The sequence below is a fragment of the Streptomyces sp. NPDC003393 genome (assembly GCF_053589015.1).
Window position 1 is genome coordinate 83,925 of the sequence record NZ_JBSFRB010000033.1, and the last position, 16,664, is coordinate 100,588.

13 protein-coding genes are annotated in these 16,664 nt (G+C 68.9%); 6 read left to right on the forward strand and 7 right to left on the reverse strand.

What is annotated here, in order from left to right:
* Positions 1-9: 9 nt before the first annotated feature.
* Together ACWDUZ_RS27340 and ACWDUZ_RS27345 are read right to left on the reverse strand one after the other, a co-directional pair.
* Entirely contained in the window at positions 10-807 is a 798-nt protein-coding gene (locus ACWDUZ_RS27340) for an HpcH/HpaI aldolase family protein (protein ID WP_451634459.1), read from the reverse strand.
* The gene (locus ACWDUZ_RS27345; RefSeq protein ID WP_451634460.1) at positions 801-2,012 is read right to left on the reverse strand and encodes a M24 family metallopeptidase; all 1,212 of its coding nucleotides are present in this window, start codon (positions 2,010-2,012) and stop codon (positions 801-803) included. Before ACWDUZ_RS27345 ends, ACWDUZ_RS27340 begins: the two co-directional genes overlap by 7 nt.
* 329 nt (positions 2,013-2,341) lie before the next feature.
* On the opposite strand from ACWDUZ_RS27345, the gene ACWDUZ_RS27350 reads away from it, so the two are divergent.
* The 4 genes from ACWDUZ_RS27350 to ACWDUZ_RS27365 all read left to right on the forward strand — a co-directional run bounded on the left by ACWDUZ_RS27350 (position 2,342) and on the right by ACWDUZ_RS27365 (position 7,571).
* On the forward strand, positions 2,342-3,172 hold the full coding sequence (locus ACWDUZ_RS27350; RefSeq protein WP_451634461.1) for an LLM class F420-dependent oxidoreductase: 831 nt from the start codon (positions 2,342-2,344) through the stop codon (positions 3,170-3,172).
* Between the two features lie 82 nt (positions 3,173-3,254).
* A complete protein-coding gene (locus ACWDUZ_RS27355) occupies positions 3,255-4,112 on the forward strand; it encodes a sugar phosphate isomerase/epimerase family protein (protein WP_451634462.1) in 858 nt (285 codons plus the stop codon).
* Positions 4,113-4,212: 100 nt separating this feature from the next.
* On the forward strand, positions 4,213-6,255 hold the full coding sequence (locus ACWDUZ_RS27360) for an acetoacetate--CoA ligase (RefSeq protein WP_451634463.1): 2,043 nt from the start codon (positions 4,213-4,215) through the stop codon (positions 6,253-6,255).
* A 155-nt stretch (positions 6,256-6,410) separates the two neighbouring features.
* On the forward strand, positions 6,411-7,571 hold the full coding sequence (locus ACWDUZ_RS27365; protein WP_451634464.1) for an XdhC family protein: 1,161 nt from the start codon (positions 6,411-6,413) through the stop codon (positions 7,569-7,571).
* A gap of 433 nt (positions 7,572-8,004) precedes the next feature.
* Here the strand turns inward: ACWDUZ_RS27365 and ACWDUZ_RS27370 are convergent, their stop codons facing one another.
* From ACWDUZ_RS27370 to ACWDUZ_RS27385, 4 genes are all read right to left on the reverse strand, one after another.
* Positions 8,005-8,919 carry an ABC transporter permease gene (locus ACWDUZ_RS27370; protein WP_451634465.1) on the reverse strand — a complete coding sequence of 305 codons (915 nt, stop codon included), beginning with the start codon at positions 8,917-8,919 and terminating at the stop codon, positions 8,005-8,007.
* Between the two features lie 83 nt (positions 8,920-9,002).
* On the reverse strand, positions 9,003-11,441 hold the full coding sequence (locus ACWDUZ_RS27375; RefSeq protein WP_451634466.1) for an ATP-binding cassette domain-containing protein: 2,439 nt from the start codon (positions 11,439-11,441) through the stop codon (positions 9,003-9,005).
* A gap of 70 nt (positions 11,442-11,511) precedes the next feature.
* On the reverse strand, positions 11,512-12,627 hold the full coding sequence (locus ACWDUZ_RS27380) for a substrate-binding domain-containing protein (protein ID WP_451634467.1): 1,116 nt from the start codon (positions 12,625-12,627) through the stop codon (positions 11,512-11,514).
* Positions 12,628-12,868: 241 nt separating this feature from the next.
* Positions 12,869-13,723, reverse strand: a complete 855-nt coding sequence (locus ACWDUZ_RS27385) for a mycofactocin-coupled SDR family oxidoreductase (protein WP_451634468.1) — start codon at positions 13,721-13,723, stop codon at positions 12,869-12,871.
* Between the two features lie 341 nt (positions 13,724-14,064).
* On the opposite strand from ACWDUZ_RS27385, the gene ACWDUZ_RS27390 reads away from it, so the two are divergent.
* Positions 14,065-14,514, forward strand: a complete 450-nt coding sequence (locus tag ACWDUZ_RS27390; protein ID WP_451634469.1) for a VOC family protein — start codon at positions 14,065-14,067, stop codon at positions 14,512-14,514.
* 265 nt (positions 14,515-14,779) lie between these two features.
* On the opposite strand, the gene ACWDUZ_RS27395 is transcribed toward ACWDUZ_RS27390, so the two are convergent.
* Positions 14,780-14,959, reverse strand: coding sequence for a hypothetical protein (locus ACWDUZ_RS27395; protein WP_451634470.1), 180 nt, complete (start codon positions 14,957-14,959; stop codon positions 14,780-14,782).
* Between the two features lie 143 nt (positions 14,960-15,102).
* On the opposite strand from ACWDUZ_RS27395, the gene ACWDUZ_RS27400 reads away from it, so the two are divergent.
* The gene (locus ACWDUZ_RS27400) at positions 15,103-16,560 is read left to right on the forward strand and encodes an NF041680 family putative transposase (protein WP_451634472.1); all 1,458 of its coding nucleotides are present in this window, start codon (positions 15,103-15,105) and stop codon (positions 16,558-16,560) included.
* The last annotated feature ends 104 nt before the right edge of the window (positions 16,561-16,664 follow it).

Consider the following 16,664-nt stretch of genomic DNA (forward strand, 5'->3'; position numbering starts at 1 on the left):
GGCGGGGCGTCAGCCGTCACCGATGGCGTCGTTGGTCCCGCGGCCGGCGCGGAACTCGTCGCGGTAGGCGCGTGCGAGCAGCGACGCGTCCGAGGAAACGGCCAGGAACCGGAAGCCCTGTCGCGCGTACTCTGCCGCCGCATGCCCCGTACCGGAGATGATTCCCGGTACGACACCGGCCCGCTCCGCCGCGGCGAGCACCGAGTCGAGGGCTTTGCGCACCGTGGGCGAGTTCAGCTGCATGGGCACGCCGAGCGCGTAGGAGAGGTCGACGGGGCCGACGAACACAACGTCCACTCCGTCGGTCGCGGCGATCGCCTCGATGTCGTCGACGGCGGCACGTGTCTCGATCTGGACGACCCCGACGACTTGGCCGTTGCGCACGTTGAGGATCTCCGGGCTGAGGCCGAAGGCCGCCTGCCGGTTGTACAGCGCCACTCCGCGGTCCCCGGCGGGCGGGTAGCGCAGCGCTCGGACGATGCGCGCGGCCTCGCTCGCATCCTCCACCCGGGGGACCATGACTCCTGCGGCCCCCAGATCGAGTACCCGCCCCGCCCGGATGCGCGCCGAGGACTCGACCCGGACCAGCAGGGGCACCCCGTATGAGCCCGCCGCGGTGACGGCGTCCCGGACCTGTGCTTCACCCCCGCCGCCGTGTTCGAGGTCGACCAGCACCCAGTCGGCGCCCGCCACGGACGCCGCCTCGATCGCCAATGCGTTGCCGAGACCGGCGAAGGTGCCGAGCAGCGTGTGCCCCGCGCGCAGCCGTGCTTTGAGGCCGCCGTCCAGGAATCCAGAGGTCAGCACGGTGCGATGTTCCAGCCGCGCGCGGTGTCGCCGAAGGCCTCGTACCCGTCGTCCGTCACGGTCACGGTGTCCTCCAGCTTGATGAATCCCCGCCGTGGGTGAAGCAGAGTGGTCTCTATGGACAGCACCATGCCCTCCTGCAGTGGCAGAGGGCCGTCGTCCGCCGGATAGGGCACCGGACCCGTGCTCGTGAGCCGGGGAGCCTCATGGCTGACCAGGCCCATGCCGTGTGCGACGAACGAGGTGTCGGCCCTGTGTGCGCTGCCCCGCATCGCGCTTTCGGCCGCAGCGAAGATCTCCGCGCCGATCCTGCCGGCCCTGATCGGACCCCGCGCGGCCTGCTGGACGAGATCCACGTACCCCAGGAGATCCTCCAGTTCGGCATCGGCGGGGCCGAGGACCGCCATCCGGGAGAGGTCGCCGATGTACCCCCCCAGGTTTCCGCCGGAATCCAGGCAGACCACCTCTCCCTTGCGCCACGCCTCCTGCGAGACTCCCCGGTTATGGCTTGCGCCCATGCTCACCAGCGCGTACTCGAAGGTCAGTCCTCTGCTCGTCTGCTCGGTACGCAGTGACTGCACGAGGTCGTGCTTGGTGGCGCCCGGGCCGTGCTGCGCGAACACGGCCGTCATCGCGTCGACGATCAGTTCGGACGCCTTCTTGATGACGCGCAGCTCGCCGGCGGTCTTGCAGGCGCGCAGCCGTTCGAGTACGAAGTGCGCGTCGAGCAGCCTGACATCGTCCTCAGCGGTGAGACGGCGGAAGGCGTCGGCGGGGAGAAAGGCCGTCTCGATTCCCACGCAGACGGCCCCCGGGACGACTCGGCGCACATGGGCGAGGGCGCTCTCGACGGCGTCGGCCGTGCCCCAGCTCGACAGTTCGACGTGGTTGACCCAGACCGGGGCGTTGTCGAGCTGCCAGGCCTCGGTGGCATTGCCGATGTACGCGGTCGTTTCGGGGCGCCCTCGGACGTACACGACCACGGGCAGGTATCTGCTGACCCCGATCGCATCCATGTAGTCGAAGAAGAAGTAGCGGTGTCCGCCGAGCAGATACTGCACGTTGTGTTTCGACGTGGCCAGAAGGACGTCGAGGCCGGCCCGCGCCATCAGTTCGTCGAGCTGTCGGTGGTCGAAGGCCGGTGTGGACTCGGTGCCGGCGCCGGACGGCGCGCGCATTTCAGGTGACACGGACAGTGCAGGCAATATCGACATCTCCTCGGTTCTCCCGCACCGGACGGGCTGGGAAGCTGTGTCCGGCGGTGAACAGTTACGGATTTGCCCGAATGAGGCTGATTGGGCGACTGTCGCCTGTCGACCGACTATGGGAGTCGCGTCACGGGGTGTCAAGAGATCTGAACGGATTCCGGCTCAGCGGGCTGTGCCAAGTTGGGACAACACAGGTGCACGTCCTGGCGAACACGATGGTGCGACGTCCGGATGGCAGGGCCGTGCGGTCGGCACGGCCGCGGCAAATCGCCTGCCGCCGTCAACCGGTCGGGGCCTGGTTCCGCTGATGCCCGTCAGGAGATGTCATGAAGATCGGTATCGGTTCCTTCCTCACCGACCAGAGTGTCCGAACCGACGTACTGGCACGCGCTGTCGAGGAGCGCGGATTCGAATCGTTGCTGGTTCCGGAGCACTCCCACGTCCCGGTGTCCCGACAGACGCCGTATCCGGGAGGCGGAGAGCTGCCGGCCTACTACGCGCGCATCCTGCACCCGTTCCTGGTGCTCGCCACCGCCGCCGCCGTGACCTCGCGCATCACACTCGGCACGGGGATCTGCCTGCTCACCCAACGCGATGTCATCTACGCCGCAAAGGAGGTCGCGAGCCTGGACTACCTGTCCGGGGGACGGGTCATGCTCGGTGTAGCCCCGGGCTGGATGCGCGAGCAGATGCGCAACCACGGGACGGACCCGCGCACCCGCGGCGCCCGCCTCGACGAGCAACTTGCGGCGATGAAACAGATCTGGACCGACGACGAGGCCGAGTTCCACGGCAAGTTCGTCGACTTCGATCCGATACAAGCCTGGCCGAAGCCCGTCCAACGGCCACACCCTCCGATCTACATAGGCGGCGGAAGCGAATCCACCCTGCGACGTGTCCAAGAGCAGGGGGACGGCTGGCTCGCCACAGCTGCCGCAACCCCCGGACAGGTCCGCGCACAGGCGGCCATGGCCGCGCAGCACGCCCCGGGCATGCCCTTCAGTGTCTTCAGCGCGGACGGGAACAACCTGGCGGTACTCGACGCGTACCAGGAATCGGGGGCCGAGCGCGTCGCCCTTCTCCTCGAACCGGCCCCGGAGGCGGAGACGCTGACCTACCTCGACCGCCTGGCGGCGCTCAACGAGCGCTACGCCTGAACCCGGCCCGCACGCTGCCCGCTTCCTGGGCTCCGTCGAACGCGCGCCCCCGCTCCCCGCATCGATCGCATACGGAGAAGCCATGCCGAACGCACCACGACTGATCGCCACTTCATGGACGGCGATAGGCGACGTGACGCCCTTCGACGCACGCTGGGTCAGCCCGGTCCCGTTGCCCGAGCGGCTCGAAACCCTCTCCGAGCAGGGCTGGTCCGGAATCGGATTCACCCAGGACGAACTGGCGATCATCCGCGACGCCGGAGCATTCAAGGATCTGCGCCGGCAGCTGGACGCGGCCGGGATCGACCACGTCGAGGTGGAGTTCCTCACGGACTGGTGGCTGGACGGTCCGGCCGGGGCTGCGTCCCGGCACAATCTCGATGTCCTCCTCGACGCGGCCGAAGAGCTCGGCGCCGCCTTCATCAAGATCGGCACCGAGTTCGGAGAACCGGCCGACGACATCTCCTTCCTCGTCGAGCCCCTGCGCCAGGTAGGGGAGAAGGCCGCGGCCCGCGGGCAACGCGTCGTCCTCGAGCCGGCCGCGGTGTCGGCGGTGAACACCATCCCCAAAGGCTCGGAACTCGTCAGCCGCGCCAACCTCGCCAACGTCGGCCTGCTTGTCGATTTCTGGCACGTCTTCCGCGCGGGCACCACCATCGAAGAACTCCTCGATACGGTGCCTCACGGGCAGGTCTGGGCGGTCGAGATGACCGACGCCGACCGTGAACCTGCGGGAGACACCCTGCTGATCGACACCGTGAACCATCGCCGTTACTGCGGGGAGGGCGACATGGACATCGCCGCCCTTGTGGACGCGATGCGCAGGCTCGGTTTCAACGGCGGCTGGGGCGTGGAGATCCTCTCCACCGAGCACCGAGCCCTGCCGCTGGCCGAAGGCCTGCGGCGCGCCCGCGACACGGCTCTCCCGTTCGTGAGCTGACCACAGGCATCAGCGGCGCCCGCCGACCACACCCGTGACGTGCTGCCCGCCCTCGTCGGCCTCCGACTGCGGGCCCCATCGACCTGACAGGACAGGACACGTGCAGCCCACGCCAAAGGTGATCCGCCACAGCGCCCCGCAAGCCGGGCAGGCGGCGACAGGAGCGATGCTGCGGGCACCCTCCGCCGACGTGCACACCGGCGCCATCGGCCGCTACCGCGCTTGGCTGAGTGCTGAGCATTCTCTTTCCTTCACCGACTACGCGGCACTGTGGCGCTGGTCCATTGCGCAGCCCGAGGCCTTCTGGGCCTCGATCTGGGACTACTTCGGCGTCCGCGCACGCACCCCCTACCAGCGTGTCCTCCACTCGGCCGTCATGCCCGGTGCCCGCTGGTTCACCGGGGCCACCCTGAACTACGCCGAACACATGCTCGGCGACCTCGGCGTCGAGGCGGCCGACAAGGGGACAACCGCGGTGATCGCGTACTCGCAGACGCGTCCGCCGATCGAGCTGTCGTTCGGCGAACTGCGTGATCAGGTCGCGCGCGCTCGCGCCGGGCTGATCCGGCTCGGCGTCGGTCGTGGTGACCGGGTGGCGGGCTACCTACCGAACATCCCCGAAGCGCTCGTTGCGTTCTTGGCGACCGCGAGCCTGGGCGCCATATGGGCCTCGTGCGCTCCGGAATTCGGCGCGCGATCCGTGATCGACCGGTTGGCCCAGATCGAGCCCACCGTGCTGCTCACGGTCTCGGGGTACACCTACGGTCCCAAAGCCATCGACAAGCGGGATGATGCCAACGCCGTCCGGGCGGGTCTGCCGAGCGTGCGGCACGTCGTGGAGATCCCGTACGGCCCGGGGCTGCGCGATGCACTGACCTGGGACCAGTTGCTGGCATCGCCGGGACCGCTCGAGTTCGACCCGCTTCCGTTCCACCACCCGCTCTGTGTCCTGTTCTCCTCCGGGACCACCGGACTGCCCAAGGCCATCATCCACGGGCACGGTGGCATCCTGGTGGAGCACCTCAAACTGCATGCGTTCCACCTGGACACGCGGCCCGGTGACAGGCTCCTGTGGTTCACCACGACGGCCTGGACGATGTGGAACATCCTCGTGTCCGGGCTGCTGCACGGCGCCGCGGTCGTGCTGTACGACGGCAACCCGCAGTGGCCCGATCAGTCTGCCCAGTGGCAGCTGGCCGCCGATACACAGGCGACGCTCCTGGGCACCAGTCCCGCCTACCTCATGGCCTGCCGGCGCGCCGGTGTCGACCCCGTGGCCGGCCGGGATCTCGGCTGTCTGCGCACTCTCGGTGTCACCGGGGCACCATTGCCCAACGAGGGGTACGACTGGCTGCACGACCAATTCGCAGACCAGGTGCTCGTCAACTCCATCAGCGGCGGCACGGACGTCTGCAGCGCCTTCGTCGCGGGCAGCCCCTGGCTGCCCGTATTCCGCGGCGAACTCTCCGGCCCCGCACTGGGTGTCGACGTCGCCGCGTTCGACCAGGAGGGGAACGAAGTTATTGGGCAGCGGGGCGAGTTGGTGGTGCGTGCGCCGATGCCGTCCATGCCGATCGGATTCTGGGGCGACGAGGACGGTGAACGCTACCGCTCCTCCTACTTCGACACCTTTCCTGGTGTCTGGCGACACGGGGACTGGGCGGAGTTCACCGCACGGGGCAGCTGCGTGATCAGCGGGCGCTCGGACGCGACGCTCAACCGCGGCGGGGTGCGGCTCGGCACGGCCGAGTTCTACGCCGTCGTGGACGAACTCCCGGAGATAGACGACAGCCTCGTCGTCCACCTCGAGGATGCTGGCGGGACGCCTGGCGAACTGCTTCTGTTCGTCGTCCTGCACGACGGCGTCGCACTCGACGCGGGTCTGCGCGACAAGCTTGTCGGAGCACTGCGAACCGAGCTGTCACCCCGTCATGTTCCCGACACCATCGAAGCCGTGCCGTCGGTGCCCCGAACCCTCACAGGCAAGAGGCTGGAGACGCCGGTGAAGGAGATCCTCCAAGGCCGGAGCGCAGACGCCGTGGTCAGCGTGGGGTCCCTCGCCGACCCAGGCGCCATCGCGCCGTTCGTTTCGGTCGCCCGCCGCCGGGCGGCGGGCGACCGTTCTCGCGGCCGAGCGCGATAAGACGCGCCTCCCGAGCTTTGAAGCGTTACGCACGGCATGCCTGCGCGCGAACGCCCCGGTGCGCGAACCCCGGGACCGACCGGTGCACCGTGCTGTGCACGCTCACCCGTTCGCCGGCAGTCCGCCACTGGCCCAGGGCCGTTAGGGGAAGCACCATGCTGGACATTGCCAAGGAACTGAACCTCTGGGCACACGACGGGCGTGACTTCGCTGTGGCCACCGTTACGGCCGTTCACGGCAGCGCGCCCCGCCAGCCAGGCGCTGCGCTTGCCGTCGACAGCACCGGCACAGCAATCGGCTCAGTGTCCGGCGGCTGCGTGGAGGGCGCGGTCTACGAGCTGTGCAAGCAGGCCCTCGAAGACGGCAGGACAGTGCTGAAGCGCTTCGGGTACAGCGACGACGATGCGTTTGCCGAAGGCCTCACGTGCGGCGGCACCATCGACATCCTCATCACGCCGGTGCGCGCACACGCCACTGCCCGGTACGTCTTCGCGGCTGCGCTGGAAGCCGCGGCAGGAGGAGAGGGGGGTGCTCTGGCCAGGGTCGTGGCCGGCCCTGCCGCTATGGTGGGGTGCCCGCTGTTCGTACGTCCCGACGGCTCATGCGAAGGTGGCTTCGGCGGGCATCCAGAACTGGACCGCACCGCGGCAGCCGAGGCGCAGGCGATGCTGGACGTCGGCAGGACGGGCACCCTCAGTATCGGGGAGAGCGGATCACACTGCGGAAGGCCGCTGACCCTCCTGGTGGAGTCGTCGACTTCCGCGCCACGCATGATCGTGTTCGGCGCGGTCGACTTCGCCTCGGCTCTCGTCTCCATGGGAAAGTTTCTCGGCTACCACGTGACCGTGTGTGACGCACGTCCTGTCTTTGCCACGCGGACCCGCTTTCCGGAGGCCGACGAAGTCGTTGTCGACTGGCCGCACCGTTATCTGGAGTCCACGAGGGTGGACGCGCGCACCGTTGTGTGCGTCCTCACCCACGACGCCAAGTTCGACGTACCGCTGTTGCGGCTGGCCCTCCAGCTGCCGGTTGCCTACGTCGGCGCGATGGGGTCGAATCGCACCCATCAAGATCGCAGCCGCCGCCTGCGTGAGGCTGGAACCACAGGCTTCGAGCTGGCCCGGCTGCGCTCACCCATCGGCCTGGACCTGGGCGCCCGTACCCCTGAGGAAACCGCCCTGTCGATCGCCTCCGAAATCGTTGCGCACCGCCTGGGCGGCAGCGGGGTTCCGCTCACCGGGGCGCACACCCGGATCCACCACGACGCGGCCGGCTCGAGTCCGGCGGTTACGGAAGCAATCGGGCCGGTGCGCTGAGCCGGCCCGCCCCGGTGTCCTGGAGGGAGGCGGGTGCAGCCCGGGCGACCGTGCCGTCGGCTGCCGGGCGGGCGTCCCATCTGCGGGACAGCTGTGCGACCGGAAACAGGCCGCGGTTGTTCTCGTCGGCGAAGCGCGTGCGAAGCATCCGCGGTGCACCCATGCCGGTGTCGAACACTTCGCACGCTTCGCAGCCGTGTCCTGCGGCTGGGTCAGGTGCCGATCCTCCGCAACTCGCGGCGAACGGTCGTGCTGAGTTCGTCCACGCCCGGTTCGTGGGGGCGCCACCTGTGATCGCCGGCCGGCTCATCGAACACCCCCTCGACATCAGCGTCCGGCGGCCGCCCGGCCAGACCCCCCGCGCCCGGCCGGGCGGTCCCGGCGACCCGGACCGCCGCATCAGTGTGGCACCGGTCCTTGGCCGAATCCTTCCTCAACGACTGGCGCGCCTGGCTCCTGCCCGCTCGATCAGCGCGGCACCCGCCAGAGTGACGGCCATGGCGCCTGCCTGGACGAGCAGCTGCACCGCCGGCCCGGCGCCGAAGGTCAGGACCACCTGGGCGAGTTGCGTGAGGAACAGCGCGGCGATCGCACTGGCTATGACGCTTCCCCGGCCACCGGTCAGACTCGTCCCTCCGATGACCACGGCCATGACGGTCTGAAAGAGATAGGGATCTCCCATCGTCGGTGCCGGATTCTGGGCGTAACCGACCAGGAGGACCGCTGCGAGGGCGAACAGCGCACCGGCCACCACGTACGCACCGATGACGTAGAGGTCGGCGCGCACGCCGGCGGCCCGCGCCGCCGCGGGGTTAGCGCCGACGGCCACGAAGCGGCGTCCGACGACGGTCCGGCTCAAGATCCATGCCACGATGAGTACCACCGCGAGCGCGATCCAGACCAGGCCGGAGATTTCGAACAGGCTCGCGGCCGCGAAGGCCTGGAGCCCGGCCGGCGCCGCCGTTCCCATGCCGCCGGTGTAGCCGAACATCGCACCGATCAACAGTGCATTGAGAGCAAGCGTCGTGATCAGTGGCGTGATGTGGAGCCGGGCTGTGATCACGCCGTTGACGAGGCCGATCACCGCGCCGACGGCCACGGCCAGGATGACGGCCGACGGCAGGGGTGTGCCGGTGCGATGGATGAAGGCGGTCATGCCCATCGCCACCAGGCTCACCGTACCGGGCACGGAGAGATCGATGCCGCGCTGCTGGATCACCATCGTCTGTCCTGCAGCCATGATCGCCAGGGCCGCCCAGAACGGCAGCATCGCACCCAGGGACTGCGTGGACAGCGACTTCGGGACGAGGAGCGCGCTGAGCGCGAACAGCAGGGCGGTCGCGATCACGATGCCGGCATGAGGGCCTGTGAGGCGCCAGGGGCGTCCGGCCTCGGCGCGGTCGGGGGCGATCGGTGCGGGCGGCAATACGGTCACTTGGCACCTCCGGCCACGGCGTGCCGGCTCGCCGCGTACACGGCGACCGCGCCGAGGGTCATCACCCCGGGCAGGTATGACGCCCAGGCCGGGTCGAGTCCCAGGAACGGCACGACTGAGACGGCCTGCGTCACGAGCAGCGCACCGGCGGCCGTGGCGAGCAGGGATCCGCGGCCGCCGAAGATGCTGGCCCCGCCGAGGACGGCGGCCGACACGCTGGCAAGGGTGTATTCCGAGCCGGCCGTGGGGTCGCCGGAGCCGACCTGCGCCATCAGCAGTGCGCCGGCGAGCCCCGCCAGCAGGCCGCACGCGACGAAGGCGATGAGACGAAGCCGCTTCGGCGCGAGGCCGTTCAGCCCGGCCGAGGCGGGATCTGAGCCGACGGCTCTGAGTGCGATGCCGATGTGTGTCCGGCGCAACACCAGTTGCAGTACGCAGGCCACCACGAGCAGGAACAGGAGTCCGAAGGGGACAACCCCGACGGTGCTGTCCAGCGCACCGGTGATCCGGCCGTCGAAGAGCCCGCCGGGCTCCGGGCGCAGCACCAGCGACAGAGCCTGGAGGACGATGAAGGTGTTCAGCGTGGCGACGATGGAATTCATCCTGACGACGTCGACCAGTACCCAGTTGACCAGTCCCACCACGGCCGGGACGCCCGCCAGCAGGAACCATCCGAGGACGCGCGCACCACTGCTCGCCTCCGCGGTGAGGAAGAACGACTCGACGACCACCACGAGCCCCATCAACGGCCCGACCGAGAGGTCGACCACGCCGACCATGAGTGTGATCGTCTGCCCGAGCCCGACCAGGCCGAGCACCGCCACGAGGGCGAGCGTTCCCGTCACGTTGGCGGGCGCCAGGTAGAACGGGTTGACTCTCGCCGCGACGATCCCGAGGGCGAGCGCCACGAGCGCGACCATGGCCAGCGGAGCCGTGTCCCCGGCCAGCCACCTGAGCAGGCCTCCCGCCGACCCGCGGGTGCGGCTGGCCCGTTGTGTGGACGCGGTGAGCGCGGCCTGCGTGATACGGGCCTCGCTTACGTCGTCCCTCTCCAGCACGTCGATCACCTGGCCGCGTGAGAAGACCAGTACCCGGTCGCAGAGGCCCGCCAGTTCGAGGCCGTCGGAGGACACGATCACCACGCCCATGCGATGCCTGCGGGCATGGGCCCGCAGGAGTTCGTAGATCTCGGACTTCGCGCCGATGTCGACGCCCTGCGTCGGCTCGTCCACCAGCAGCACCCGCGGATCCTGGCGCAGCACGCCGGCGAGGAGGGTCTTCTGCTGGTTGCCGCCCGACAAGGACGTGGTCGGTGTCTCGATTCCCGGGGTGTGGATCCCGAGTTCGCCGACCGCCGCATGCGCGAGCTTCCGTTCCCGCCCGGATCGGACCACACCTGCCGTAGAGACGCGGCTGAGATTGCGCAGACCGATCGTCTCGCGGACCGTGAGTCCTGGGAAGACACCCTCACGGTGCCGGTCCCCGGTCAGGTAGGCCACCGCGCCGCTCCGGTTCACGACAGGCCGCCCGTCGACCGTCACCGACCCCGAACGCGGCCCGAGCCCGGCCAGGGCGCGCAGCGCGTCACGCTGGCCGTTGCCCTCGATACCGGCGAATCCGACGATCTCGCCGGGCCGCACCGTGACGGACAACCCGGCGAAGCCCCGGCCCGCCAGGTCGCGCACGGTGAGCACAGGAGTGTCGGGGAGCGGCGGAGGCTTCTGCGGGAAGACCGCGTCGAGCCGGCGGCCGACGATCAGATCGATGATGTCGGCTTCGCTGAGATCTGCGGCGTCGAACGTGCCGCGGTGCGCGCCGTCGCGCAGAACAGTGATCCTGTCCGCGATCTGCTTGACCTCTCGGATGCGGTGACAGATGTAGACGACCGCGCCACCGGCGGCGACCCGCTCCCGGATGGCCCGGAACAACCGGTCGACATCCTCGCCCGTCAGATGCTCGGTCGGCTCGTCGAGCACGAGGACGTCCGGTTCCTGCGCCAGCGCGCGGACGATGTCGACGATGAACCGCTGCTGCGGGCCGAGTTCTTCTACCCGGGCATCGGGATCGATGTCCACGGCCGGGTTCCAGCCGGTCAACCGCTCCCGGGCCCAGTTGCGGAGTTCCCCTACCGGTGGCCGCCTCGCATGCGACAGTCCGAGGTAGAGGTTCTCGGCGACGGAGAGGTCCGGCAGAAGAGCCGGTTCCTGCCGGACGATGGTGATACCGAGGTCCCGGGCCGACTGCGGCGATCCGGTGCACAGCGGTCGGCCGGCCAGGGTGACCGAGCCAGCCTCCGGAACGAGGGCTCCTGAGGCGACCGCCATGAGCGTCGACTTGCCGGCACCGTTCTCCCCGACGATGCCGTGCACCTCGCCCACCCGGACATCGAGATCGACACCGTCGAGCGCAGTGACTCCGGGGAATACTTTCGTCACTTGCTCGAGACGCAGCGCGAGGTCTGCTGCAGGGGGCGCCGAGACCGGCGGCGCCTGGGGGGTGATCTTCTCATGAGCCATCGAGCACCGCCTTGAGCTTGTCGAGCGGGAGGCTCGACGAGAGGTCGGCATCCGGGGAGATGCCGGGCACGCACTCCGGGGTCTTTCCTGCCGCGGTGTCCGCGTAGGTGAGCAGCTTGTACGGCACCGGCTCCGGGCTTGCCGCGCCCTGCATCGCGGCCAGGCCGATCCGCAGCGCTGCCGCGGACAGCCGAGTGGTGCCGTCCTCCCCCAGCCAGCGGATACCGTGCCGGCGCACTGCGCAGACGAAGGCCTGCGACGAGCCGATGGTCAGGAACGCCGGCATCACAGCCCTGGCGTCCAGGACGGCTTGCACCGCACCGACGTCGGAGGCACCGTAGTCGCTCACGAATGCCGCGTATTGCCCGTTCTGCGCCAGCAGGCCCGCCACCGCGCGGCGTTTCTGCCCGGCGTCCCAGTTCGTCGGGACCCATGTGTCGGGGACGAGTTGCATCCCGGGCGCGATGCGGCCGAGTGCTTTCCTGAAGGCGTCGAAGGTCTTCTGTGAGGACGGGGCGCCTGGTTGCCCGCCGAGGAAGGCCACCTTGCCGGTCTTGACGTGGTCGGCAAGCCACTGCGCCTGCTTCGTGGCGATGTCGGTCGTGTCCCAGACCAGCGATTCGGCGTAGTCGACGCCCTTCTGCCCGTCGACCTCGTTGATCGTGGCCACGACCGTGACCCCGGCCTGCATCGCCTTGCGCATCGAAGGCAGCTGCGACGGGCCGAAGTCGGGGCTGATCACGATGACTTTGGCGCCTTGTGCGACCGCGGCGTTGGTCGCGGAAATGGCGCCCTGCTGGCCGGATGTGACGTTGTACCAGGAAGGCTGCAGATTCGGGCACTTCGCGGCCTCGGCGGCGAACTCGGCATGCGAGATCGACGACCACACCTGTCCCCCTGCCGATTTGATGTACACAACCTTGGTCGGTCTGTCGGGGCAGAAGGGGGAGATGTCGCCGGGTGCGGTGTCGGCTGCACGGGCGGTTGTGCCGGACGTGTTGCCGGCAGGCGGAGCCGAAGGCGCACATGCGGCCAGGACAAGTGAGGCGGCCATGGCCGCCGATAGCGCGATCAGGTGTCGCGGCGGGGTGGGGACGGAAGGCATCGCTCCTCCATCTCTCGGGGTACGGGGACCGGGTGGTTCCGCTCAGTTGGAGCGAAGCGGGCGGAGGAACTCGCGGACATCCTCGGCCGGTGGGGTGAATCCGGTACGGCACAGCGCAGTCGAGAAGGTGAACCCGGGCAGGGACGGGACGGCGGCGTCGTAGGCGTCGGCGGGAACGCCGCCTCGTGGGCTTGCCGGTCGCAGCCGTTGCCGCACGGGGACGGCTCGGGTGCCACGGCCCTTACTTGGCGAGAGCGCCGCCGTCGACCGGCAGCGTGGTGCCGGTCACGTAACGGGCCTCGTCGGAGCTGATCCAGCGGATGGCGGCGCTGATGTCCTCGGGCTGCACCCAGCCGATGTCGAGCAGGTGCATTTGCTTGGCGACGTCCCGCCACTCCTCGCGGTCGGGACTTTCCAGGTGCGGTGCGAACAGCTTCTGGATGACCGGATTCATGAACATCTGCGTGTCCACGTTGGTCGGTGAGACGACGTTCGCGCGGATCCCGTAGGGGGCCAGCTCGATCGCCATCACCCGCATCAGCCCGATCAGCCCGAACTTCGTGGAGCAGTAGTGCGCCATGTTGGCCCACCCCTTGCCGCCGGAGATCGATCCGGTGAGCACCATGGATCCGCCGTTGCCCGCTTCGATCATCGCAGGCGCCGCCGCCTTGACGGTGTGGAACAGCCCGGTCAGGTTGACGTCGACGGTCTCCCGCCAGCTCTGCTCACCGAGCTCCCAGAAGGGCCGCAGGTCGCCCGGTGTGATTCCGGCGTTGCCGACCACGACGTCCAGCCGACCGAACGCCTCGATGCCGGCGGCGACTGTCTCCCGGACGGCGTCGAAATCCCGGACGTCGCCCTTACGGGCCACGATTTTTCCACCGGCCTCCTCGACCAGACGGACGGTCTCGTCGAGGTCGGCACGAGTCGAGGCCGGCTGGTTCGACGAGGCGATGTCCTCCAGCACGTCCAGGCCCACGATGCTCGCCCCCTCGCGGGCGAAGTCGACGGCGTGCCGACGACCCTGCCCGCGGCCAATGCCGGTGATGAAAACGACCTTGCCCGCGAATCGGCGCGGCCAGTCCTGAACGCTCATTCCGTTGATACCTCCGTGGGAGTGCCGTTGTGACCGGGCGACATCAGCAGCCGACCCCTGTTCGTTCGGCATTCGGCCGACGGTCGCCTGTCGACAGGACAGTGGGGCACTGCCGCAGCGATGTCAACGTCCCGCTATGTCCCAACTTGGGACAACAGAACCATGCAGGTCGGTTGCGATGATCGAGGCCGTTCCGGGCCTTCCCGGGACATCGCACGGACCTGCCCATGCGGAGGATGGTTGACGATCGGCAGTGCGTTCGGTGCCGGCATCAGATCCGACGCGCCGACCCGCGCCATGCGCCCTGCACGCCATGGCGCCCTTCCGTCACCGGAGTTGCCATGCCAGCAATCGTCCATCACGTCGCTCTCACCGTTCGCGACATCGACGCCGCCACCGACTTCTTCCGTGAGGTCCTGGGTGCCACCATCGAAGCCGACCTCGTCACCGAACCGCTGGCAGGCCCCGACGTCGAGACCGGACTCGGTCTTCCGCCGAGCAGCACCGTGCTCCGCGTGCGCAGGCTGACTCTGGGCGGCGGCGCCGATCTCGAACTATTCGAGATCGATGCCGCCCACCAGGCCGACCCACCACGCGTGTCCGACCTCGGCATCCAGCACTTCGCCGTCGAGGTCGACGAGATGGACGAGACTATCCGCCTGGCCGCCGTCGCCGGCGGACGCATGCTGGCGTCACCCGCACCGGTCCCCGGCGGTGACGCGACCATGCTCTGGGCCTACTGCCGACTGCCGTGGGGCGGTGTCATGGAACTCCTCTCACAAGCATCATGATCCCCGGGACCGCAATCCTCGCGCTGAAGTTCGTCAGTCGTTGGAGTCTCCCCGCTCGCATGCCCGGCCGGTGACTCGCGGACCGATCTCCCCGCCGCTCTCCCGGGGCCAGGGCGCAGGTCAGTCGCCGTCGCAGAAACACGGCGAGCGCGGCTCCCTGACGGGTTTGCTGGCATGGTGCACGAACCAAGCGCCTACCAGCTACGGTGACGGTCGGCTGTTGGGGCGGTGGACACCTCCGAACTCCCCGCCCCCGCCCGTGACGTCATTGCCGTGCGTGGACGAAGTGCATGAGCTCCCAGACCGCCGGATCCGTGTACGCCTCGACGAGTCGGTCGTTGTGGAAGTGTTGTATGGTGCAGGTTCCGGCGCAGCGCAGGTACGCACCGTCGAAGCGCACGACATGCGCCAGGAGGCGGCTGACGCCGTGGGCCGAGTCGATCATCTAGCTTGATCTTTAACGGCCGGTGTCGAATGGTGCCTCGAACTTGATCACTCGGTTCGGTAACCGTCGTACGCCAAAGCGGCCTTCGTCTGAACATGTGCTCCGACCAAGGAACACACATGTCCAGCACGAAGGCCGTGAGGATGAGTCTGCTGCATCGCGATGCCCGGCAAGAGGCGTTGGCTGAACTGTCATGCTTCCGGGGCGAGTTCTACTCCTGCCTCACCGCTCGTTCGGATGCGTTGTTCGAGCTGGCTGACGCTGTTCTGTGCGGCGACGGACCGGTGAGGTCGCTGGCCGAGCTGTCGCTGGTCGGCGAACACCGCCGCGGTCATGGCGGGCTCTATGCCGCCCTCGCCCATGGCCGGGTCGATACTGGCCGGCTGCGGCGGGCCCTGGCCGCGGTGCCGCTGCCGCGGGCCGCCGACGGCCGGCTGGTCCTGGCCATCGACATCACCTGCTGGCTACGCCCCGATGCCCACACCTCACCGCAGCGGATCCTGTGTCACACCTACGGCCGGGGAAAGGACCAGCACATCCCGGTTCCCGGCTGGCCGTACTCGATCATCTGCGCGCTCGAGCCGGGTCGCAGTTCCTGGACCGCCCCTTTGGACGCGCTTCGCCTGGCCCCCAGGGACGACACGGCCACCGTCACCGCCCGACAGCTGCGTGACCTGCTCCACCGGCTGATCACCGCCGGGCAATGGCAGGAGGGCGACCCCGACGTCCTCGTCATCGCGGACGCCGGATACGACGCACCCCGCCTTGCGTTCCTCCTCAAAGATCTCCCGGTCCAGGTGCTCGCCCGGATGCGCTCAGACAGGGTCCTGCGCCGGGCTGTCCCACCCCGCCAGCCACACACGATGGGCCGCCCACCCCGGCACGGCGGCGAATTCGTCTTCGGCCAGCCTGACACCTGGGGCGTCCCGGACACCGAAACGGTCACCGACACACGCCTTTACGGCACCGCCAGGGCCCGCTCCTGGGACCGGCTGCACCCCAGGCTCACACACCGCTCCTCCTGGGCCACCGCCGACGGCACCCTCCCGGTCGTCGAAGGCACGGTGATCCGCCTCGACATCGACCACCTGCCCAGCGGCGCAAAACCGAAGCCGGTCTGGCTGTGGTGGTCCGGCACCGACGCCACTCCGGCAGACGCCGACCGTCTCTGGCAGGCCTACCTGCGGCGCTTCGACATCGAGCACACCTTCCGCCTGTTCAAGCAGACCCTCGGCTGGACCTCCCCAAAGATCCGCACGCCCGAGGCCGCCGACCGCTGGACCTGGCTCATCCTCGCCGCCTACACCCAACTGCGCCTCGCCCGCACCCTCGCAGCCGACCGACGCCATCCCTGGGAGCAACCCAGCTCCCCGGACAGACTCACTCCCGCCCGCGTCCGCCGCGACTTCCGGCACATCCGCCCACAGACCACCTGCCCGGCCAGAGCACCAAAACCCACCCGCCCCGGCCCCGGGCGACCAGCGGGCCGAAAGAACACCCATCCCGCACCCCGCCACGACGTGCACACACCCAAGAAGACACAGCCAGCACAGGGACAAAAGAAGAGGTCAACCACCCCGAAGCCACGCCGCACAGGTTAAAGATCAAGTTAAGGGCTGTCCCGTAACTGCTGGTCATAGTGAGATGTTCTTGGTGTGACTGGTGTGATCACGGCGTCGGAGCCGTCCTGGATAGCCCCGTTCAC

Coding starts and splice junctions, on each gene's coding strand:
- ACWDUZ_RS27350 (WP_451634461.1), top strand. CDS start 2,342: ATGAAGATCGGTATCGGTTCCTTCCTCACCGACCAGAGTGTCCGAACC.
- ACWDUZ_RS27355 (WP_451634462.1), top strand. CDS start 3,255: ATGCCGAACGCACCACGACTGATCGCCACTTCATGGACGGCGATAGGC.
- ACWDUZ_RS27365 (WP_451634464.1), top strand. CDS start 6,411: ATGCTGGACATTGCCAAGGAACTGAACCTCTGGGCACACGACGGGCGT.
- ACWDUZ_RS27380 (WP_451634467.1), bottom strand. CDS start 12,627: ATGCCTTCCGTCCCCACCCCGCCGCGACACCTGATCGCGCTATCGGCG.
- ACWDUZ_RS27385 (WP_451634468.1), bottom strand. CDS start 13,723: ATGAGCGTTCAGGACTGGCCGCGCCGATTCGCGGGCAAGGTCGTTTTC.
- ACWDUZ_RS27390 (WP_451634469.1), top strand. CDS start 14,065: ATGCCAGCAATCGTCCATCACGTCGCTCTCACCGTTCGCGACATCGAC.
- ACWDUZ_RS27395 (WP_451634470.1), bottom strand. CDS start 14,959: ATGATCGACTCGGCCCACGGCGTCAGCCGCCTCCTGGCGCATGTCGTG.
- ACWDUZ_RS27400 (WP_451634472.1), top strand. CDS start 15,103: ATGAGTCTGCTGCATCGCGATGCCCGGCAAGAGGCGTTGGCTGAACTG.